Source organism: Nitrospirillum guaranorum, from assembly GCF_034653275.1.
Classification (GTDB): Bacteria; Pseudomonadota; Alphaproteobacteria; order Azospirillales; family Azospirillaceae; genus Nitrospirillum.
In genome coordinates, this window is sequence record NZ_JAYEES010000003.1 from 128057 (window position 1) to 149338 (window position 21282).

Below are 21282 nucleotides of genomic sequence, written 5' to 3' on the forward strand. Positions count from 1 at the left end.
CGGGCATCAGAACGGGTCCAGCTCGGTATCCCAATAGAGGAAGTCGCGCCAGCTCTCGTGCAGGAAGTTGGGCGGGAAGGCCCGGCCGTTTTCCTGCAGCTGGAAGACCGTGGGCTGGAAGGGGGGGCTGAGGGGGATCATGCCGCACACGTGGGGCAACCGGTTGCCCTTGGCCAGGTTGCAGGCGGAGCAGGAGGTGACGACGTTGTCCCAGGTGGTGCGTCCGCCGCGGGAGCGTGGGATGACGTGGTCGAAGGTCAGTTCCTGGGTGGGGAAAGGCTCACCGCAATACTGACAACAGAAGTGATCGCGCAGGAAAACGTTGAAGCGGGTGAAGGCCGGCCTTCGTGTCGCCGGTATGTATTCCTTCAAACTGATGACGCTGGGTATTCGGATTTCCGCGGTGGGCGACCGGACGACGCGGTCGTACACGGAAATGATGTTCACCCTGTCCAGGAAGACAGCCTTGACGGTGTCTTGCCAGGACCAGAGGGACAAGGGGAAGTAACTGAGCGGCCGAAAATCGGCGTTCAGCACCAAGGCCGGACAACTGTCTAGTGGTGGAGACAATACCACCCCCGCACCGTTCCCGAGGACGGCCGCGGGCCGAACCCACGGCCAGAAATCACCGTCTTATTAGCCTTTCCCGCCCGTCTCGGCAATCCTCGCCTTTGTGAGGGGCCCGCTATTTCACGATAACGTCATACCGCTACCCACAAGATGTGGGGTCGATGTCCCGGCCTACCCCTTTTTATAGGCCCGCCCCCACACATCACCCCCGCGACTCGGGATGACGGGACGGGGGTGGGCATCGGCCGCCCGCCGGTGGTATCAGGGGACATGAACCAGCCCGTCACCCGCTTCGCCCCCAGCCCCACCGGCCTGCCCCATATGGGCCACGCCTATTCCGCCCTGTTCGGCTGGCATGCCGCGAAGGAAGCGGGCGGCACCTTCCTGCTGCGCTTCGAGGATATCGACCCCAACCGCTGCCGGCCAGAGTTCGAGGCGGCGTTCATCCGCGACCTTGGCTGGCTGGGCCTGAGCTGGCCGCAGCCGGTGCGCCGCCAATCGGAGCATATGGCCGACTACCGCGCCGCCCTGGACCGTCTGGCGGACCGGGGCGTGCTGTACCCCTGCTTCTGTTCGCGCAAAGACATCCAGGATGAGATCGCCCGGGCCGGGGCGGCGCCCCACGGGCCGGAGGGACCGCTCTATCCCGGCACTTGCCGTCACATGGACCCGGGCCGCCGGGCCGAGCTGCTGGCCGCCGGCGCGCCGCACGCCCTGCGCCTTGATGTCGCGGCCGCCATCCGTCAGACCGGGCCGCTGACCTGGACCGACCGCGAGGCCGGCGCCCAGGCGGCCCAGCCCGGCATCCTCGGCGACGTGGTGCTGGCCCGCCGCGACGTCGCCACCAGCTATCACCTGGCGGTGACGGTGGACGACCATCTGCAAGGCGTCACCCTGGTGACCCGGGGGCGGGACCTGATGGAGGCGACGCACGCGCATCGCTTGTTGCAAGCCCTGCTGGACCTGGACGTGCCCACCTGGCATCACCACCGCCTGCTGGTGAACGAGCGGGGCGAACGGCTGGCCAAGCGCGACGGCGCCGCCAGTCTGGCGGCCTTGCGTGACAGTGGCGCCACACCGGCCGAGGTCTGTCATCGCCTGGGCATGGAAACGCCTTGATCGCGAAACGACTTGATCAACAATGGGTCGCGCTCATCTAGCCATGCGCACACGCTTCGCTTTTTAGCGAATTTTTCGCCACCCAGACGGAAGGCCCCGTGGTAAGAACGCGCCATGCCTGATGCCGATACACTCGCCCACTACCGCACCCTCGTCAAAGACACGACGATAGACGGCAACACCCTGCTGTCGACGGACTACTTCAATCACTTCAACGAAGTGATCATGCTGTTGTCCATGCTGGGCGACATGCCGGAGATGCTGGACGAGATCCGGGCCTGGCAGCCCAAGACCTATAAGCAGCATTTCGAAGGCAGCGGCCTGGGCTTCGCCGCCCTGGCCATCGATGCCTACGACCATGTGCCGCCGGAGTATCGCGAACCCTTCGATCGCGTCATCGCGGAGCTGGAGGCGACCATCGCCGAGGCGGTGGTGGTGCTGGAGGCGGAACTGGGCTCGCCCGAGGTGTTGGGCTTCATGGCGTCGGATTACTGGCAGCGCCTGCAGAAGCTGGTGGACCGGGGCAGCGCCATCGTCCATGGCGCCACCGAACAGGCCACGCTGGACCAGGACGCGATCGACGCGCTTTTCTGAGTCCTCAGGCGCCGGCGGGGCGTTCGCCCCTTGGCTTATCCTCAGTTTCCAGTCCGCTACGCTCCCCGGAAACTTCCGGCGGACGCGGTCGCGTCCTATTTAGGCGCCTCAAGCGCCGGCGGGGCGTCCGCCCCTTGGCTTGTCCTCAGTTTCCAGTCCGCTACGCTCCCCGGAAACTTCCGGCGGACGCGGTCGCGTCCTAAAGGAACGTTGGGCGGGAGAAGCTGTCGCGCTTCAATCCACCGCCCTCAAACCCGTCACCAAATCCATGTAATCCGGCTCATGATCCGGGCTCAGTTGGCCGTGGCGGATCAGGAAGTCGATCACCACCAGGTTGACGTTGAACTTCCAGTCGTCGGTGGTGCGTACGCTGTCGGCCACGCGGGCCAGGGGCCAGAGCTCGAAGGCTTCGACCTCGCCGTCCGTGTTGCGCGGGATGATGTCGCGGCTGAGCGCCAGGTCATAGCAGAACAAGGTGTCGCGCCGCAGGCCGGCCATCGTGTCGAAGACGTAGGTGATGGCGCCCACCGGCACGGCGGCGCGGGCTAGGCCGGGATCCAGCCCCGCCTCCTCATGCGCCTCCTTCACCAAGTTTTCCGCCAGGCTGAGGCCGGCCGGCTGACCACCCGCCACCATGTTGTCCAGCTTGCCCGGGGCCACGCCCCGATCACGGGCGCGGCGCCCCACCCACATCTCGATGCGCCCGTCCGGGCCGGGCACATAGCCGTTCACATGCAGGCCGAAGCCGCGCACGCCGAAACCGGGAACGGCCGCCCGATCGATTTTCAGCAGTTCCGGCTGGCCCCACTGCGCCAGCACCGGAAAATCCTCCCCGCGCAAGGGCGGCACCATCCCCTCCGCCGCCAGCACCGCCACCACCTCGGCCACCGCCTGGCTGCGGCGCGCGGGATCGGGGAGCAGCAGGTCCAGCAGGGGTGCCGCCCCGCCCGTCAGGCGGAAAGCGTCGCTGAGGCCGGCCACCCGGTCGGCGAAGGCGTGGCGCACGTGCCCCACCCGCTGTCCATTGACCGCGAAGGGCAAGAAGGCCGCCGCGTCGTGGGCGTTGCACGCCCGGATGTGTCGGATGAAGGCCATGCCCCGGTTTAGCCCTGTCGCCGCGCGGATGCAATGCCGCCGGTGGCGGGCCGGAGGGCGCGATTGATCTACATCAATTACCTTTTCCAAAGGGTTAGGCCGAACCGTGCGACCAGTTGTCTTTACGGATGATTCATCAACCCGGCGTGATTTTGACCGGACCGTACGCTGTCCCCCCAGTGCCGCATTTACGACCAGGAGAAAATCATGACCACCGGTGACGACTCCATGCAGCGCCAATTCCAGGAACGCCTGGCCTTTCTGGAAATCGACGCCGTGACCCGGGACGACCTGCGCAGCTTGCGCCCGCATGTCGAACGCGAGTTGCCCGCCATCCTGGACCGGTTCTACGCCAAGCTGCGCACCCAGCCGGAAATCTTCAAACTCTTCGGTGGCGACAAGCACCTGTCGCACGTGAAGGACATGCAGGTGCGCCATTGGGCGGCCATCGTCACCGGCACCTTCGATGGCACCTACCTGGACAGCGTCATCCGCGTGGGCCGTGCCCACAACCGCCTGGGACTGGAACCGCGCTGGTACATCGGTGGCTATGCCTTCATCACCGGCGAACTGCTGGCCATGGTCACGCGCATGGACCGGCGCGGGCCCTTCGCCTGGCTGCGGCCGCGCCGGGACGTGGCCCGCCTGCAGCAGGCCCTGCTGCGCGCCGTCATGCTGGACATGGACTTGGCCATCTCCGTCTATATCGAGGAGGGGCGCAAGGACCGGCAGCGGGTGCTGGAAGGCTTGGCCCGGAATTTCACCGACACCATGGCCGGCGTCATCGATGGCATCGGCGGCGCCGTGGGCGGGCTGCGCCAGGACGCCAGCCTGCTGACGCAAGCCGCCGACCAGTCGCTGGCGGAAAGCACGCAGGCTGACACGGCCGCCGGCAGCGCCGCCAGCAACGTCCAGTCGGTGGCCAGCGCCACCGAGGAACTGTCGGCCTCCATCACCGAGATCAGCGCCCGCGTCGTGCAATCCAACAAGATTTCGGCGCAGGCCATGGAAACAACCCGGCGCACCGACGGCGCGGTGCGCGGCCTGGTGGCCGCCGCCGGCCGCATCGGCGACGTGCTGAGCCTGATCAACACCATCGCCAGCCAGACCAACCTGCTGGCCCTGAACGCCACCATCGAGGCGGCGCGGGCCGGCGAGGCGGGCAAGGGCTTCGCCGTCGTGGCGGGTGAGGTCAAGGCGCTGGCCACCCAGACAGCCAAGGCGACGGACGAGATTTCCGCCCAGGTGAACGCCATCCGCCACGTGTCGGAAGAAGCGGTCTCGGCGATCAGCCAAATCGGCAGCGTCATCGCCGGCATGGATGAGATCGCGACCTCCATCGCCAGCGCGGTGGAGGAACAAAGCACCGCCACCCGGGAAATCGCCCGCAGCATCGCCCAGGCGGCCACGGGCACCGCCAGCGTCTCGGCCAACATCAGCCATGTGGCCGACGCCGCCCGCCAGACGGGGGCGGCGGCCGGCCGCCTGAGCCAGTCGTCCGGCGACCTGGGACTTCAGGCCCAGCGCCTGCGCGAGGGGGCGCAAACCTTCGCCGCCCGCTTGCGGGAAAGCGCGTGATCGCCAGAGGGGGAATGGGCCCCAAGCCGATGGGCAAGCACGCCCGCGCACGCTATAATCGCGTCCATGGGCACATTCCTCTTCTTTTGCCTGGGCGCCACCATGCTGGCCGTGCTGGGCACCCTGATCCTGGGCCTGTTCACCATGGCCCGGGGCGGCGACAAGGCCGGCACCACGGGTAACCGTCTGATGTGGTGGCGCATCCGCCTTCAGATTCTGGCGGTGGTGCTGTTCATCCTCACGGCGTTCGCCCTGGGGCACCACGCATGACGGCGCGCGGGGCGGCATGGTCACACTGACCCGCATCTACACACGGGGCGGCGACAGGGGCCAGACCTCGCTGGGCGACGGCCGCCGCGTGGCCAAGCACGACCTGAGGGTCGAGGCCTACGGCACGGTGGACGAGGCCAACGCCGCCATCGGCCTGGCCCGCCTGCACACCGCCGGGACGCCGGCGGACGCCCACCTTTCCCGAATCCAGAACGACCTGTTCGACCTGGGTGCCGACCTGTGCACGCCGGAACAGGAAAACCCCCAATACCCGCCCCTGCGCATCGTCGATGCCCAGGTCGACCGGCTGGAACGGGAAATCGACGCGCTGAACGCCGACCTGGCGCCGCTGTCGTCCTTCATCCTGCCCGGCGGCACCCCCGCCGCCGCCTTTCTGCACCAGGCCCGCACCGTCACCCGCCGGGCGGAGCGGCTGGTAGCCGGCCTGGCGGAACGCGAGCCGGTGAACCCGGCGGCCTTCAAGTACCTGAACCGCCTTTCAGATTTTCTGTTTGTGCTGTCGCGCCATGTCAATGACAAGGGGGCCGGCGACGTCCTATGGGTGCCCGGCGCCAACCGCGAGGGGCGGTAAACCCTTGGGTTTAGGCCATATTGCAGTGCAACAGGGCAGCGTTGACAGCTTTGTGGGACAATCCTATTTTTGCCGACCACGTCCGATGGCTCGATCCGCCGGACGGGGAAAATAACCAGAACCCGCCAGATCGAGGGTGGAGCGTCACACCGGGCGGGCGCCCTTCCCAAGAAGTGCCAAAGGATGGCTTGAGACATGAAGATACTGGTCGCGGTCAAGCGGGTCGTTGACTACAACGTGAAGGTACGCGTGAAGGCGGACGGCACGGGTGTGGAGACGGCCAACGTCAAGATGTCGATGAACCCGTTCGACGAGATCGCGGTTGAGGAGGCGGTTCGCCTGAAAGAGGCGGGCAAGGCCACCGAGATCGTGGTGGTGAGCGTGGGCCCGGCGCAGGCTCAAGAGACGCTGCGCACGGCGCTGGCCATGGGTGCCGATCGCGCCATCCTGGTGCAGACGGATGTGGAGACGCAGTCGCTGGGCGTGGCCAAGGCGCTGAAGGCGCTGGCGGAGAAGGAACAGCCCGGCCTGGTGATCCTGGGCAAGCAGGCGATCGACGACGACGCCAACCAGACCGGCCAGATGCTGGCGGCGCTGCTGGGCTGGGCCCAGGGCACCTTCGCCAGCAAGGTCGTGCCGGCCGAGGGGCCAATGGGAGCCAGCGTGGCCGTGACGCGCGAGATCGACGGCGGTCTGGAGACGGTGGATCTGAAGCTGCCGGCGGTGGTGACCACCGACCTGCGCCTGAACGAGCCGCGCTACGCCTCGCTGCCCAACATCATGAAGGCCAAGAAGAAGCCGCTGGAGACGGTGGACGCCGCCGCCCTGGGCGTGGACCTGACGCCGCGGCTGAAGACGCTGAAGGTGGCGGAGCCGCCGAAGCGCGCCGGTGGGGTGAAGGTGGGCTCCGTCCAGGAGCTGGTGGCCAAGCTGAAGACCGAAGCGCGGGTGATCTGACCATGACAACTCTTGTTATCGCTGAGCCCTCAGTCGAGGGCGTGAAGGTCCCGACGCTGACCACCCTGGGTGCCGCATCCAAGCTGGGCGGCGACGTGCATGTGCTGGTGATCGGCCAAGGCGTGGGTGCCGTGGCGGACGCCACCGCCCAGGTGGCCGGTATCGCCAAGGTGCTGACGGCCGACGCCGCCGAACTGGCGCACGGGCTGGCGGAGAACGTGGCGCCGCTGGTGGTGAACTTGGTGAAGGCCGGCGGCTACAGCCATGTGCTGGCGCCCAGCACCACCTTCGGCAAGAACGTGGCGCCGCGCGTGGCGGCCCTGCTGGACGTGGCGCAGATCAGCGACATCACCGGGGTGGAGGGTGCGGACACCTTCACCCGTCCCATCTACGCTGGCAACGCCATCGCCACTGTGCAGTCGTCCGACCCGGTGAAGGTGGCGACGGTGCGCGGCACGGCGTTCGAGGCGGTGGCCGCCACGGGCGGCAGCGCGGCGGTCGAGGCCGTGTCGGGTGCCTCGGACGCCGGCCTGTCCAAGTTCGTGAGCCAGGAAGTGTCGAAGTCCGAACGGCCGGAGCTGACCAGCGCGCGCGTCATCGTCTCGGGTGGTCGCGGCATGCAGTCGGGCGACAACTTCCCCCTGCTGGAGGCCCTGGCCGACAAGCTGGGTGCCGCCGTGGGCGCCAGCCGCGCCGCGGTGGACGCCGGCTTCGTGCCCAACGACTACCAGGTCGGGCAGACGGGCAAGATCGTGGCGCCGGAGCTGTACATCGCCGTGGGCATCTCGGGCGCCATCCAGCACCTGGCCGGCATGAAGGACAGCAAGGTCATCGTCGCCATCAACAAGGACGAGGAGGCGCCGATCTTCCAAATCGCCGACTATGGCCTGGTCGCCGACCTGTTCAAGGCCGTGCCGGAATTGACCGAGGAACTGGGCAAGGCGGGCTGATCCCAGCCCGTTCAACACCCTACCCTACTTCTTGATAAGGGTCCCCCGGCGGTATCGGGGGACCCCGCCAGGGTGGCCTTGCAAGGACAGACACCATGATACGCACGATCGGCATCATCGGTTCGGGGCAGATGGGCACGGGCATCGCCCACGTGACATCGCTGTCCGGCCATACGGTCCGGCTGATGGACACCAGCCCGGAATCGCTCTCGCGGGCCATGCAAGCCCTTGAGAAGAACCTCGACCGCCAAGTCTCCAAGGGCAAGATCACCGAGCTGGAAAAGGATGAGGCCCTGGCCCGCATCTCCACCGGCACGGAGATGTCGACGCTGGCCGATTGCGACCTGGTGATCGAGGCCGCCACCGAGAACGAGGACATCAAGCGCGGCATCTTCAAGGATCTGGTGCCGCACCTGAAGGCCGACGCGCTGGTGGCCACCAACACCTCGTCCATCTCCATCACGCGGCTGGCGGCCTGCACCGACCGTCCGCACAAGTTCATCGGCATGCATTTCATGAACCCGGTGCCGGTGATGCAACTGGTGGAGATCATCCGGGGCATCGCCACGGATGAGGAAACCTACCAGGCCATCCGCGAACTGACGTTCAAGCTGGGCAAGACCCCCGCCGTGTCGGAGGACTTCCCCGCCTTCATCGTCAACCGCGTGCTGCAGCCCATGATCAACGAGGCGGTCTACACCCTGTATGAGGGCGTGGGCTCGGTCGAGGCCATCGACACCGCCATGAAGCTGGGCGCCAACCACCCCATGGGCCCTTTGGAACTGGCGGATTTCATCGGCCTGGACACCTGCCTGTCGGTGATGCAGGTGCTGTATGAGGGTCTGGCCGACAGCAAGTACCGGCCCTGCCCCCTGCTGGTTAAGTATGTCGAGGCCGGCTGGCTGGGCCGCAAGGTGGGCCGCGGCTTCTACGACTATTCCGGCGACACGCCGCGCCCGACACGCTGACGGGCCTGTCTCTGGAAGGGTCACAACAAAAGCCCGGCGCCGGATCACACCGGCGCCGGGCTTTTTTCATTTCCGGTAATACTTGATCAGGGCCTGCGCCTCGGGCGAATTCCAATCGGCGTCGCCTTCCAGGCGGCCGATCTCGCGCCCCTGGGCGTCGATCAGCAGGGTGGTGGGCAGGCCACGCGGCTTCAGCACCGACATGGCCGTGCTCTTGGGGTCCAGCCAGGTCGACAGGTGGGTGATGCCATGGTTCTGGATGAAGGGCGTCACCACCCGGGCGCCGCCCCGGTCCAGGGACAGGGCCACGACCTCGAAACTCTTGTCCCCCAGCGCGCCCTGCAGCTTGTCCAGGGACGGTAGTTCCTGGACGCAGGGGCCGCACCAGGTGGCCCACAGGTTCAGCAACACCAGGTGGCCCTTCAGATCCGACAGGTGGATGCCGCTGCCATCGGGGCGGGTCAGCGCCAGGTCGGGAACCTGGGGATGGTCCGGCGTTTCGGTGAAGGGGGTGATGCCGCCCTTCAGCACGGGGGCCGCATTACCGGCCGCGCATGCCGCACCAGCGCAGAAAACGACCGACGCGACCACGCCAATCCTTGCGAGAAACCGCAAAATCGCCATTCTTGCCATCACCCTCGTTCACCGGGCCCCAACGCCGGCCCCGCTACAATTGGTCCCCGACCCCTGATGACGTCAACTCCCGCGACCCCGGAAAACACCGCGCCCGACCAGAATGCCGCAGCGAGCGGCGCGGTAAACGAGCTGTGGGGCGGCCGCTTCAGCCGTGGCCCGTCGGAGATCATGGAGCGTATCAACGTGTCCATCGGCTTCGACAAGAAGCTGTGGGCGCAGGACATCGCCGGGTCCAAGGCGCACGCCACCATGCTGGCGGCCCAGGGCATCATCACGCAGAACGACGCCGACGCCATCCTGAAGGGCCTGGACCAGGTGGCCGAGGAAATTCGTGACGGCCGCTTCGTCTTCAAGACCGAGCATGAGGACATCCACATGAACGTGGAGTCCCGCCTGAAGGAACTGATCGGCGAGCCGGCCGGCCGCCTGCACACAGCGCGCTCGCGCAACGACCAGGTGGCGACCGACTTCAAGCTGTGGGTGCGCGGCGCCCTGCAGCGCCTGGACGGCGACATGAGGGCCCTGCAGGCCGCCCTGATCGAGCAGGCCGACCGCAACGTCGACACCATCATGCCGGGCTTCACCCACCTGCAGACGGCCCAGCCGGTGACCTTCGGCCACCATCTGCTGGCTTATGTGGAGATGCTGGGCCGCGACCGCGCCCGGGTGCGCGACGCCATCGCCCGCCTGAACGAATGCCCGCTGGGCAGTGCCGCCCTGGCCGGCACGCCCTATCCCATCGACCGCGACGCCACCGCCGCCGCCCTGGGCTTCGACCGGCCGACGGCCAATTCGCTGGACGCCGTGTCCGACCGCGATTTCGCCCTGGACTACCTGGCCACCGCCAGCATCTGCGCCATGCACCTGTCGCGCCTGGCGGAGGAGATCGTGCTGTGGTGCACGACCCAGTTCCGCTTCATCCGCCTGTCGGACGCTTTCACCAGCGGCAGCTCCATCATGCCGCAGAAGAAGAACCCGGACGCGGCCGAGCTGGTGCGCGCCAAGTGCGGTCGCGTCATCGGCGCCCTGTCGGGGCTGCTGGTGGTGATGAAGGGCCTGCCGCTGGCCTATTCCAAGGACATGCAGGAAGACAAGGAACCGGTGTTCGAGGCGGACGACACGCTGGCCCTCTGTTTGGCGGCCACCACCGGCATGATCCAGGACATGACGCCCGACCCGGCGGCCATGCGCCGCGCGGTGGAGGCGGGCTTCCCCACCGCCACCGACCTGGCCGACTGGCTGGTGCGCCGCCTTGGCCTGCCCTTCCGCGAGGCGCATCATGTCACCGGCCGCATCGTCCGCCTGGCCGAGGAACGGGGATGCGGCCTGTCGGACGTGCCATTGGATGTCATGCGCGGCGTGGACGCCCGCATCACCGGGGAGGTCTACGCCGTGCTGAGCCTGGAAGCCTCCGTCGCCAGCCGCACCAGCTTCGGCGGGACGGCCCCTGAACGCGTGCGCGCGGCCGTGGCCGCCGCGCGGGAACGGTTCCTGTGAGGGTACGCCAAATGACGTCTAAGGTTCTGATGATGGCCGGCCTGGCCGCCGCCCTGGCGCTGTCGGGTTGCGGCAAGATCGCCCACACCCTGGACACACCGGATGGGGAGGATCATCCGCTGAACTTCTACCCCAACCCCAAGCTGGATCCGCAGCCCAACGTGAAGGAGGCGCTGCCCAGCTCGGCCGACCAGCCGGCCGGGTCGCCCGCCACCATCCAGCCGGGGACACCGTATGGCGTCATGCCGGACAGCCCCGTCATCACCAACAGCGGGCCGATGATGGGCGGCACCACCACTCCTTCCTCCTCCGGTTCCTCAACGCCCCAATAAGGGGGCCCCAGCAGACGCGACGGTTTGGATTTCGATGGCCTTCTCCTATGTTTCCGGCGTGCTGACCGCCGACGGCGTTCCCCTGGACCGGTTGGCAGAGGCCGTCGGCACCCCCGTCTATGTCTATGCCGCCAGCCGCCTGCGGGCCAATTACCAGGCCTACGCCCGGGCCTTCGCCCGTGATCCGGTGGACGTCTGCTTCGCCCTGAAGGCCAATTCCAACCAATCCATCATCAGCCTGTTCGCCCGCCTGGGCGCCGGCGCCGACGTGGTCTCGGAGGGGGAGATGCGCCGCGCGCTGGCCGCCGGCGTGCCGCCGGAAAAGGTGGTGTTCTCCGGCGTGGGCAAGACCCGGGACGAGCTGGCGGCGGCGCTGGTGGCCGGCATCCACCAGATCAACGTGGAAAGCCTGCCGGAGCTGGAGGCCCTGTCGGCCGTGGCGACGGAGCTGGGCCGCACCGCCCCGGTGGCCCTGCGCATCAATCCGGACGTGGACGCCGGCACCCATGGCAAGATCGCCACGGGCCGCAAGGAGGACAAGTTCGGCATCGACCTGGGCCACGCGGTGGCGGCCTATGCCAAGGCCAGCGGCCTGCCCGGCCTGGCGCCCAAGGGCTATGCCGTCCACATCGGGTCGCAGTTGCTGAACATCAGCCCCTATGACGACGCCTACGGCCACCTGTCGGACCTGGTGATCGCCACCCGTGAGGCCGGCCTGAAGATCGAGCGCCTGGACCTGGGCGGCGGCCTGGGGGTGCCCTACAAGGGCGAGACGGCGCCCGACCACGACGCCTATGCCGGCATCGTGCGCAAGCGCCTGGGTAACCTGGGGTGCCGCCTGACGCTGGAGCCCGGCCGGTCGCTGGTGGGCGACGCCGGCGTGCTGCTGGCCCGGGTCATCTACGTCAAGGAAGGGCTGCACCGCCGCTTCCTGATCGTGGACGCGGCCATGAACGACCTGATGCGCCCCACGCTGTACGACGCCTATCACGGCATCCGCCCGGTGCTGGAACCCGCGGCCGACGCCCCGCTTTCCCCCATGGACGTGGTGGGCCCCATCTGCGAGACGGGCGACACCTTCGCCCGCCAGCGGGAGCTGCCGCCGGTGGGCCAGGGCGAACTGGTGGCTTTCATGACCGCCGGGGCCTACGGCGCCGCCATGTCGTCCACCTACAACTCCCGCCCGCTGGTGGCGGAGGTGCTGGTGGATGAAGGCCAGTGGGCGGTCATCCGCCGCCGCCAGACGTTCGAGGAAATGCTGGCCCTGGACGTGGCGCCCCAATGGCGCCACGTTTAAGGCGCAGGGCATAGGGCCCACACCAGAGGGCACGGGGCAGCCGAAAGGGCACCGACGGCATGGCTGAAAGGGCACTCACCTCCCGCAAGGACGGTCGACGGGCATCCGATGCCGCCGCGCCCGCGGGCATCGTCGTGCCGTTTTCCCGCCTGTCGGGCGGTCCCCTGGTCCCGCCGCCGCTGAAACCCTGGCGCCGCTCCTTGCGCGCCGCCTGGCTGTCGCTGGCGGCTGAGCGGGTGGGCCTGCGGCTGTGGCCCCTGCCCGGCCTGCTGATGCTGGGCCTGGCGCTGGCCTGGTCCGGCGCCCTGCCCCACCTGCCGCCCTGGGCCCATGGCCTGGCGCTGGCCGCCTTCGCCGCCGCCGTCATCGCCCTGCTGGTCCGCCGTTTGCGCGGCCTGCGCCTGCCCGACCGCGACGCCGTGTTCCGCCGGCTGGAGCGGGACAACAACCTGCGCCACCGTCCCTTCGACCTGCTGATCGACACCCCCGTCGCCCAGGCGAAGGGCGAGCAAGGCGGCCCCGCCGCCACCCTGTGGGCCGCCGCGCAGGACCGCGCGCGCAGCACGCTGGCGGGGGTGCGCGCCGGCTGGCCCGTCCTGGATCTGCCCAGCCGCGACCCCTGGGCCTTGCGGCATGTCGCCGTGCTGCTGCTGGCGATCGCGGCCGTCATGGCCTGGGGTGACTGGCGCCCCCGCCTGATCGAGGCGCTGGATCCGGGATTCGAGGCGCCGCCCGCCGGTGCCGAGGCCGACCTGGATGTCTGGATCACCCCGCCGGAATCGACCGGCCTGCCGCCTCAGTTCCTGACCCGCCGAGGCAAGGCCCCCCAGGGCGACGGCGCGGTTGACTCCCGGGGCGACGCCAAGGGCGCGATTTCCGTGCCGGCGGGCGCCACCGTCACCGCGCGTCTGGGACCCCACCACCGTGCCCCCACGCTGTCGCTGGATGAGGACGCCGTGGCGTTGGACACGGCCGCGACCGGCGGCTTCCAGGCCAGCCGCCCCGTGACCAAGGGACAGCGCATCACCATCGCCGACCGGGGCCGCACCCTGGGCAGCTGGCCCATCCGCATCGTCGCCGACGACCCGCCGGCCATCGCCTTCCGCGAAAAGCCCAGCGCCACCGAGCGCTACGCCCTGCGCCTGGATTACACCGCCGCCGACGACTACGGCATCGCCAGCGTGACCGCCACCGTGACCCCGACCACGCGGGCGGAAGGCGCGACGGTGGAACCCCTGGTTCTAACCCTGCCCGTGCCGGCACGGCCCAGCCGCGAGGCGTCCAGCGCCGGCACGCCGGTGGTGGCCAACGCCAGCGGCTATTTCGACCTGACGGCCAGCCCCTGGGCCGGGCAGCCCGTGACCATCCAGCTGACGGCCACCGACACCGCCGGCCAGACGGCCACCAGCGACACCCAGACCACCACCCTGCCGGAGCGGGTGTTCAACAACCCCACGGCCAAGGCCGTCATCGCCCAGCGCCGCGCCTTGCTGGACAAGGGGGAGGAAGCGCGCAAGCCCGCCGTCTCCGCCCTGCTGAACCTGGCGGGTGAACTGGACGGCTATGCCGGCGATCCCACCGTGTTCATGGCGCTGTACGCCGCCGCCCGGCACCTGGGCCTGAACGATGACGCGAAATCGCTAAGCGACGTCGCCGACCTGTTGTGGGACACGGCGCTGAAGATCGAGGACGGCAGCCTGGCCTCAGCGGAGACGGAGCTGCGCGACGCCCGCCAGCGCCTGGCCGACGCCCTGGACCGCAACGCGCCGGAAGCGGAAATCCGCCGCGACCTGGACGCGCTGAAGTCGGCGCTGAACCGCTACATGCAGGCTCTGGCGGAAAAGAGCGACCAGCAGCAGGGCCAGAACGGCGCCCCGCCGCCGGACGACCAGAACGGCCAGACCATCGACATGGGCCAGATGATGGAACAGCTGGAGCAGATGGCCCAGACGGGCGCCCGCGACGCCGCGCGCAAGATGCTGGACCAGATGCAGGACCTGATGGAAAGCGTCCAGACCGGCCCGCAGAAGCCGCCGACGGAAGCCGAGCAGCAGCAGATGCGCCAGAACCTGCAGATGCTGGAAAAGCTGCAGGACCTGACCAGGCGCCAGCGCGAGCTGATGGACCAGACCTTCCGCCAGGGCGACCGGGGCGAAGCTGAGGACAGCCCGCCGCAACCCGGCACCCGGGGCGACGGTCCCAACCGCTCCACCCCCAACCGCCAGGGCGCCGCCCCCCGCCAGCCTCAGCGCGACCCGTCCGCCGAAGCCACGGCCCGCGACCTGGCCAAGCAGCAGGACGCCCTGCGCCGCGAGTTGCAGGCCCTGATGCAGCAGCAGGGGGCGCAGGCCGGCCCGCAATCCGATGAAGGCCAGGACCAGCAGGGGGACGCCCAGCAGGGCCAGGACCAGCCTGGCGGGCAGGAGAATGGCAACGGCGGCGGCCAGGGCCCCGGCCAGGCGCCCTCCCCCCTGGACAAGGCGGACCGCGCCATGGGCCAGGCCGGCCGCGCCCTGTCGGAAGGATCGCCCGAGGACGCGGTGGAGGCCCAGGGCCGGGCGTTGGAGGCCCTGCAGGACGGGCTGAAGGGCATGGCGCAGCAGATGGCCCGCCAGATGGGCCGTGGCACCCGCGTGGCCCCCCGCAACGCCACCAACGGCCGGGGCCAGAACACCGACCCGCTGGGCCGCCAGATGACGGGCCAGGGCGCCACCAGCACCGACAGCGTCAAGATCCCCGACCATGGCGACCTGCAGCGCGCCCGGGAGATCCTGGAAGAACTGCGCCGCCGCGCCAGCGAGGCCGGCCGGCCCAAGGAAGAGCTGGACTACATCGACCGCCTGCTGAAGCGGTTCTGAGGCCACCCTCAGTTCGGCAGCACGAATTCCGGGCGGATCTGCGCCGCCTGGCCGCCCTTTTCCACGATGTTGCCGTGGTAGACGGTCTTCTCGCCGGGGAACAGGCGGCGGGCCTTGGGCTGCATGCGCCAGCGCTGGAAAGGTTTGCCGTCGGCGCCCAAGGCGGAAGCCATGAGGTCGGGCACGTCGCGCTGGCGGTCGGACTTGTTCTGCACGGTGATGTCGACGAACAGCATGGACGTGCCTTCGACGTCGCGGAATTCCGTCTTGCTGTCCACCATCTCCAGCCCCGTGCCGGGCGGTTCCACGCCGAAGCCGAAGGCGTCGTAGAGACGGGCGGCGGCGGGCCAGGCAGTGACCACGGCGTCGCGTTCCACCGCCAGGCCGGTGATGCCGCCGGCGATGAGCACGGCCAGGACACCCCAGCGCACGGCCGCGAACAGGCGGCGGGGCTTCTCCTCCGGTTCCGGGATCGCCATGGGCGAGGGCTGGCGCAGGCGGCCCAGCGACAGGGGCGCCGGGGCCGGCGTCTCATCTGCCGCCATGGTCAGGACGTCGTAGGCCGTCTCCCGCTCCATGGCCGCGGCCAGGTCGGCGAAGGAGGACGAGGACGGGGCGGACGACATCCAGTCGTCACCATCGTCCGCCGGCGGGGCGGCCACCGCCGGGCGGCCGGCCGTTTCCGGCACCTGATGCCAGACGGAACCGCAGGCGCTGCACCGCACGCGCCGACCCCGCCCCAGCAAGGCGTCGTCGACCCGGAAGCGCGTGGCGCAGGACGGGCAGGTTGTTATCATGGGAGGCAGGGCCAGGCCGAAATCCTTAAGAGGCGCCTTAGACTTAAACGAAAAGGTCGGGGATGCGCAAGGTGGGCCCCGGCCCTGGCCCCGACGGCGAAACGGCCTATCCCGTTCTGGCAGGCGGCCCTGATGCCGCAGCCGTGATGCCGCCGGCCGACGCGCTGGACGCCCGCCACCCCGCCGTGCCATCACTAGGACCGATACCGTTCCCCTGGCCCGTTCCCTTGGAGAGGCAGTCCCCATGAGCCGGCGCGGCCCCGCCGTCCTGTCCCTACGCCGCGATGCCACGGGCCGCTTCCTGCCCTGGCTGATCGCCCTGATGGTCTTCCTGTCCACCCTGGCGGTGGCGGCGGCGCAGCTGCTGTCCGGCTGGGCGCAGCGCTGGGACAGCGGCCTGGACGGCAGCCTGACCATCCAGGTCAGCCCGGTCGGGGACGTGAAGAAGGGCGACGGCACCACCGCCCCCCTGGATGAGCGGGTGCAGATGGTGCTGCACGCGCTGGGCGGGGTGCCCGGCATCATCAACGCCCGCCCCGTGCCTATGGCCGACGCCGCCCGCCTGGTGGAGCCCTGGCTGGGTGATGGCGCCCTGCTGCAGGATCTGCCCCTGCCCGCCCTCATCGACGTCACCGCCGGCCCGGCCGTGGACGTCGCGGCGCTGCGCCAACGCCTGGCGGCCGCCGTGCCCGGCACGTCGGTGGAGGAGCCGGGCGTGTGGCTGCGCGACCTGCGCCGCCTGGCGCGGCTGGTGGAGGCCGTGGCCCTGGTCATCGTGGCCCTGATCGGCGGGGCCGCCGTGGCCGTGGTGGTGTTCGCCGCCAAGGCCGGCCTGGCCATGCACCAGGACGAGGTCGACCTGCTGCACGTCATGGGCGCCACCGACAGCCATGTGGCCAGCCAATTCCAGCGCCACATCCTGCGCCTGTCGCTGACCGGCGGCGTGGGCGGCACGGCCGTGGCGCTGGTCACCCTGGCCGCGCTGTCGCTGCTGTCCCGCACGGTGGAGGGCACGCTGCTGCCGCCGCTGACCCTCGCCCCCCTGCAATGGCTGGTACTGACCGCCGTGCCGGTGGTGGCCGGCGCCCTGGCCGCCATCAGCGCGCGGCTGACCGTGCTGCGCGCGCTGGAGCGGCTGCCGTGACCTTGCCCGGGGCGCCCCTCGGGACGCGTCCGCCGCAGGCGGAACCGTCCCCCCTGGCGGGATCCGGCGCCCGGCTTTGGGGGCGCCTGCGCCGCCTGACCAGCGTGGGCGCCGCCCTGGGCGCGCTGTGGCTGGCGGGCCTGCTGACCTTCGCCGCCCACATCCCCCGCGCCCCGGAGGAAGAGACAGCGGCCACTGACGCCATCGTCGTGCTGACCGGGGGCAGCGAGCGGCTGGAGGCCGGATTCGACCTGCTGGCCGCCGGCCGGGCCCGGAAGCTGTTCATCTCCGGCGTCTATCGCGGGGTGGACGTGCGGGCCCTGCTGCGCATGTCGCAGGCGACGCCGGCCGCCCTGGAATGCTGCGTGGTGCTGGGCTACAGCGCCGACGACACGGTGGGCAACGCGGCGGAAACGGCGCGGTGGATGCAGGCGGAGGGTTTCCATTCCCTGCGCCTGGTCACCGCCAACTATCACATGCCGCGCAGCCTGGTGGAGTTCCGCCACGCCCTGCCCGACGCCCGCATCGTGCCCCACGCGGTGCAGCCGCCCAACGTGCGCCTGGACGGCTGGTGGCACTGGCGCGGCACCGCCGGCCTGATCGTCAGCGAATACGACAAGTACCTGGTGGCCTTCCTGCGCCACGCCCTTGGCCTCTGACCACCTCTGACCGCCTCCGGACCCCCTTCGACGCTTGGGGGGGAGTGGACAGGCCGCGCCGCAGGCACTATCCCTGCACCCATCAACCCTGGTCACGGCGGTTACGGGCGATGCTGGTTCTGCGATCCCTGCTCTTCAACATCGTCTTCTACATCTGGACGATGCTCTGGTGCTTCGGCCTGCTGTGGACCCTGGTGGTGCCCCATCGCACCATGATCTGGGCCATCCGCGGCTACATGCGCACCCTGAACTTCTGGGAACGCACCATCATCGGCCTGAAGTACGAGGTGCGCGGGCTGGAGCACCTGCCCAAGTCCGGCGCCTTCCTGGTGGGTGCCAAGCATCAGTCGATGTGGGAGACGATGAAGCTGCACCTGCTGATGGACGATCCCGCCATCGTCCTGAAGAAGGAGCTGACCTACATCCCCATCTGGGGCTGGTACGCCGCCAAGGCGCGCATGATCGCCGTGGACCGGGGCAAGCGCGGCGCCGCCATCCAGTCGCTGCTGCGCGGTGCCCGGGAGCGTGTGGCCGAGGGCCGGCCCATCGTGATCTTCCCCCAGGGCACCCGCACCGCCGTGGGTGCCTGGCGGCCCTACAAGATCGGCATCGCCCTGCTGTATGAGGCGCTGGACGTGCCGCTGGTGCCCATGGCGCTGAACTCCGGCCTGTTCTGGCCGCGCCACAAGTTCCTACGCCGCCCCGGCACCATCGTCATCGAGTTCCTGCCCCCCATCCCCCCTGGCCTGTCCAAGGACCAGGCGCTGGCCCACCTGGAGGCGGTGCTGGAGCCCGCGACCGATCGGCTGGTCATGGCCGCCGGCGGCCCGGCGACGGAGCGCCCGCCCAACGCCCCGCCCCTGGTCGAGGTGGCCGCCGCCGGCTGAGCGGGCCTTTCAGCCTACGCTGGGGGCGCGATTGACCGCCCCCCTCCACCGGCCTACCCTTCACCGGAGCAATCATCCGGGACCGGAGGGTGCGCATGGTCGGGCGTGAAGGGCAGGCGGCGGCAGTTCCCGGGGCGGACCCCCCCATCGAGACGCGTCCCGACTGGCCGGCCATCTCGTCCCAGGTCTGGGACATGAAGTACCGGTTCAAGCAGCCGGACGGCGCCCCCATCGACCAGACCGTGGACGACAGCTGGCGCCGCGTGGCCAAGGCCCTGGCGGAAGCGGAGCGCGACCCCGCGCTGTGGGAGCCCCAGTTTTACGAGGCGCTGAAGGACTTCGCCTTCCTGCCGGCCGGCCGCATCCTGGCCGGGGCCGGCACGGGGCGCACCGTCACCCTGTTCAACTGCTTCGTCATGGGCACGGTGCCCGACGACATGGGCGGCATCTTCGCCGGGCTGCGCGAGGCGGCGCTGACCCTGCAGCAGGGGGGTGGCATCGGCTACGACTTCTCCACCCTGCGGCCTCGGGGGGCGCCGGTGGCGGGCGTGGGGGCGGACGCCTCCGGCCCCATCTCGTTCATGGACGTTTGGGACGCCATGTGCCGCACCATCATGAGCGCCGGCAACCGCCGGGGCGCCATGATGGCCACCCTGCGCTGCGACCACCCGGATATCGAGTCCTTCATCGACGCCAAGCGCGACCCCGGCCGGTTGCGCATGTTCAACTTGTCGGTCCTGGTGACCGACCCCTTCATCACGGCGGTGCGCGAGGACGGCCCCTGGGATCTGGTGTTCGAGGGCAAGGTGTGGCGCACCGTGCGGGCGCGCGAGCTGTGGGACCGCATCATGCGGGCCACCTACGACTATGCCGAGCCCGGCGTCATCTTCATCGACCGCATCAACGCCCAGAACAACCTGGGTGGGGTGGAGGTCATCAGCGCCACCAACCCCTGCGGGGAGCAGCCGCTGCCGCCCTACGGCGCCTGCCTGCTGGGTTCCGTCAACCTGGCGGCCCTGGTGGTGGACGGCTTCACCCCCGACGCGCGGCTGGACCTGGACCGCCTGGCCCGCCTGGTGCCGGTGGCGGTGCGCATGCTGGACAACGCCATCGACGTCTCGCGCTTCCCCCTGCCGGCCCAACGGCAGGAGGCGCAGGCCAAGCGCCGCGTCGGCCTGGGCGTGACCGGGCTGGCCGATGCCCTGATCCTGTGCGGCGTGCGTTACGGCACCCAGAAGGCGGTGGATTTGACGCGGCAGTGGCTGGGCGCCGTGCGCCGCCACGCCTACCGCGCCAGCGCCGGCCTGGCGGCGGAGAAGGGCGCCTTCCCCCTTTATGACCGGGAGCGATACCTGGCCCGGCCCATGATCCAGGGCCTGGACGACGTGACCCGCGCGGCGGTGGAGCGCCACGGCGTGCGCAACGCCCTGCTGACCTCCATCGCGCCCACGGGGACCATCTCGCTGCTGGCGGGCAACGTGTCCTCGGGCATCGAGCCGGTGTTCACCTGGGAATACGACCGCGCCGTCCTGCAGCCCGACGGCAGCCGCAAGGTCGAGCGGGTGGCGGACTACGCCTATCACCGCTTCCGCCGGACCTTCGGCCCCGACGCGCCCCTGCCCGACAGCTTCGTCGACGCGGGCACCCTGCCCCCCGCCGCCCATCTGGTGATGCAGGCGGCGGCGCAGGGCGAGGTCGACAGTTCCATCTCCAAGACCATCAACTGCCCGGCGGACATTGACTTCGAGACGTTCAAGGACGTCTACCTGCAAGCCTACGACCTGGGCTGCAAGGGCTGCACCACCTACCGCCCCAACGCCATCACCGGGTCGGTGCTGTCCGCACCCGCCGCCCCACCGGCGCCCGACACTTCGCCCCCTCCTGCCCAAACACCAGCCACCGGCGGTGCCGTGCCCCTGGACCGGCCGGAGACGCTGGTGGGGGCGACCTACAAGGTGCGCTGGCCGGGCAGCGACCACGCCCTCTACATCACCATCAACGACATCGTGATCGAGGAGCGGCGACGGCCGTTCGAGGTCTTCATCAACTCCAAGAACATGGAGCACTACGCCTGGACGGTGGCGCTGACCCGCATGATCTCCGCCGTGTTTCGGCGGGGCGGGGACGTCGCCTTCGTGGTGGAGGAGCTGAAGGCCGTGTTCGACCCGCGCGGCGGGCAATGGATGAAAGGCCGCTACGTCCCCTCCCTGCTGGCCGCCATCGGCGAGGTCATCGAGCGGCACATGCTGGAGACCGGATTCCTGATGCGCGCCAGCGGCCTGCCGGCCGTGCATGAGGATGCCGCCGGCACGCCGGCCCAGGCGGAAACGGGCGCCGAAAACCGGCCCCCCCGGCCCAATGCCCCCGCTGCGGCCAGGCCAGCCTGGTGCATCAGGAGGGGTGCGACACCTGCCTGTCCTGCGGCTACTCCCGCTGCGGCTGATCCCCCTGGTCCCTGGCGCGCGCCGGCCATTGATCGAAA

19 protein-coding genes and 1 pseudogene are annotated in these 21282 nt (G+C 69.6%); 16 read left to right on the forward strand and 4 right to left on the reverse strand.

All coding sequences use genetic code 11. The features are described from left to right. Nucleotides 1-6: 6 nt before the first annotated feature. Nucleotides 7-576 carry an HNH endonuclease gene (locus UAJ10_RS09350; RefSeq protein WP_411861176.1) on the reverse strand — a complete coding sequence of 190 codons (570 nt, stop codon included), beginning with the start codon at nt 574-576 and terminating at the stop codon, nt 7-9. 264 nt (nt 577-840) lie between these two features. Here UAJ10_RS09350 and gluQRS point away from each other — a divergent pair, with 264 nt between their 5' ends. Together gluQRS and UAJ10_RS09360 are read left to right on the forward strand one after the other, a co-directional pair. Continuing rightward, nucleotides 841-1689 carry a tRNA glutamyl-Q(34) synthetase GluQRS gene (gene gluQRS, locus UAJ10_RS09355; RefSeq protein WP_322915117.1) on the forward strand — a complete coding sequence of 283 codons (849 nt, stop codon included), beginning with the start codon at nt 841-843 and terminating at the stop codon, nt 1687-1689. A gap of 114 nt (nt 1690-1803) precedes the next feature. Next, nucleotides 1804-2283 (forward strand): hypothetical protein, encoded by a 480-nt coding sequence (locus UAJ10_RS09360; RefSeq protein WP_322915118.1) that lies wholly within the window; start codon nt 1804-1806, stop codon nt 2281-2283. Nucleotides 2284-2517: 234 nt separating this feature from the next. Here UAJ10_RS09360 and UAJ10_RS09365 read toward each other — a convergent pair whose 3' ends face one another. Further along, nucleotides 2518-3378, reverse strand: a complete 861-nt coding sequence (locus UAJ10_RS09365) for a DUF4743 domain-containing protein (protein WP_322915119.1) — start codon at nt 3376-3378, stop codon at nt 2518-2520. A gap of 207 nt (nt 3379-3585) precedes the next feature. Here UAJ10_RS09365 and UAJ10_RS09370 point away from each other — a divergent pair, with 207 nt between their 5' ends. From UAJ10_RS09370 to UAJ10_RS09395, 6 genes are all read left to right on the forward strand, one after another. After that, nucleotides 3586-4956: a globin-coupled sensor protein gene (locus UAJ10_RS09370; protein ID WP_322915120.1), complete on the forward strand. Its 1371-nt coding sequence runs from the start codon at nt 3586-3588 to the stop codon at nt 4954-4956. 66 nt (nt 4957-5022) lie between these two features. Continuing rightward, the gene (locus UAJ10_RS09375; protein ID WP_322915121.1) at nt 5023-5226 is read left to right on the forward strand and encodes a twin transmembrane helix small protein; all 204 of its coding nucleotides are present in this window, start codon (nt 5023-5025) and stop codon (nt 5224-5226) included. A 16-nt stretch (nt 5227-5242) separates the two neighbouring features. After that, entirely contained in the window at nt 5243-5818 is a 576-nt protein-coding gene (locus UAJ10_RS09380; protein ID WP_322915122.1) for a cob(I)yrinic acid a,c-diamide adenosyltransferase, read from the forward strand. Nucleotides 5819-6013: 195 nt separating this feature from the next. Further along, nucleotides 6014-6775, forward strand: a complete 762-nt coding sequence (locus UAJ10_RS09385) for an electron transfer flavoprotein subunit beta/FixA family protein (protein ID WP_322915123.1) — start codon at nt 6014-6016, stop codon at nt 6773-6775. Between the two features lie 2 nt (nt 6776-6777). Then, nucleotides 6778-7725: an electron transfer flavoprotein subunit alpha/FixB family protein gene (locus UAJ10_RS09390; RefSeq protein ID WP_322915124.1), complete on the forward strand. Its 948-nt coding sequence runs from the start codon at nt 6778-6780 to the stop codon at nt 7723-7725. 95 nt (nt 7726-7820) lie between these two features. Beyond that, the gene (locus tag UAJ10_RS09395) at nt 7821-8693 is read left to right on the forward strand and encodes a 3-hydroxybutyryl-CoA dehydrogenase (protein ID WP_004272959.1); all 873 of its coding nucleotides are present in this window, start codon (nt 7821-7823) and stop codon (nt 8691-8693) included. A 66-nt stretch (nt 8694-8759) separates the two neighbouring features. On the opposite strand, the gene UAJ10_RS09400 is transcribed toward UAJ10_RS09395, so the two are convergent. Further along, on the reverse strand, nt 8760-9224 hold the full coding sequence (locus tag UAJ10_RS09400) for a TlpA disulfide reductase family protein (protein WP_322915125.1): 465 nt from the start codon (nt 9222-9224) through the stop codon (nt 8760-8762). A gap of 156 nt (nt 9225-9380) precedes the next feature. Here UAJ10_RS09400 and argH point away from each other — a divergent pair, with 156 nt between their 5' ends. The 4 genes from argH to UAJ10_RS09420 are packed head-to-tail and all read left to right on the forward strand — an operon-like array spanning nt 9381 to nt 15313. Next, nucleotides 9381-10826, forward strand: coding sequence for an argininosuccinate lyase (gene argH / locus UAJ10_RS09405; RefSeq protein ID WP_322917301.1), 1446 nt, complete (start codon nt 9381-9383; stop codon nt 10824-10826). A gap of 11 nt (nt 10827-10837) precedes the next feature. Further along, a complete protein-coding gene (locus UAJ10_RS09410; protein WP_322915126.1) occupies nt 10838-11158 on the forward strand; it encodes a hypothetical protein in 321 nt (106 codons plus the stop codon). Between the two features lie 34 nt (nt 11159-11192). After that, nucleotides 11193-12455 (forward strand): diaminopimelate decarboxylase, encoded by a 1263-nt coding sequence (gene lysA / locus UAJ10_RS09415; protein WP_322915127.1) that lies wholly within the window; start codon nt 11193-11195, stop codon nt 12453-12455. Nucleotides 12456-12514: 59 nt separating this feature from the next. Next, entirely contained in the window at nt 12515-15313 is a 2799-nt protein-coding gene (locus UAJ10_RS09420) for a TIGR02302 family protein (protein ID WP_322915128.1), read from the forward strand. Nucleotides 15314-15321: 8 nt separating this feature from the next. Here the strand turns inward: UAJ10_RS09420 and UAJ10_RS09425 are convergent, their stop codons facing one another. Beyond that, the gene (locus UAJ10_RS09425) at nt 15322-16110 is read right to left on the reverse strand and encodes a zinc-ribbon domain-containing protein (RefSeq protein WP_322915129.1); all 789 of its coding nucleotides are present in this window, start codon (nt 16108-16110) and stop codon (nt 15322-15324) included. 244 nt (nt 16111-16354) lie between these two features. Here UAJ10_RS09425 and UAJ10_RS09430 point away from each other — a divergent pair, with 244 nt between their 5' ends. From UAJ10_RS09430 to UAJ10_RS09445, 4 genes and pseudogenes are all read left to right on the forward strand, one after another. Then, nucleotides 16355-17254 carry a cell division protein FtsX gene (locus UAJ10_RS09430; protein ID WP_322915130.1) on the forward strand — a complete coding sequence of 300 codons (900 nt, stop codon included), beginning with the start codon at nt 16355-16357 and terminating at the stop codon, nt 17252-17254. Further along, nucleotides 17251-17913 (forward strand): YdcF family protein, encoded by a 663-nt coding sequence (locus tag UAJ10_RS09435; protein ID WP_322915131.1) that lies wholly within the window; start codon nt 17251-17253, stop codon nt 17911-17913. Before UAJ10_RS09430 ends, UAJ10_RS09435 begins: the two co-directional genes overlap by 4 nt. Nucleotides 17914-18023: 110 nt before the next feature. Then, a complete protein-coding gene (locus tag UAJ10_RS09440) occupies nt 18024-18800 on the forward strand; it encodes a lysophospholipid acyltransferase family protein (protein WP_322915132.1) in 777 nt (258 codons plus the stop codon). A 194-nt stretch (nt 18801-18994) separates the two neighbouring features. Continuing rightward, a pseudogene (locus tag UAJ10_RS09445) lies at nt 18995-21243 on the forward strand (adenosylcobalamin-dependent ribonucleoside-diphosphate reductase). The last annotated feature ends 39 nt before the right edge of the window (nt 21244-21282 follow it).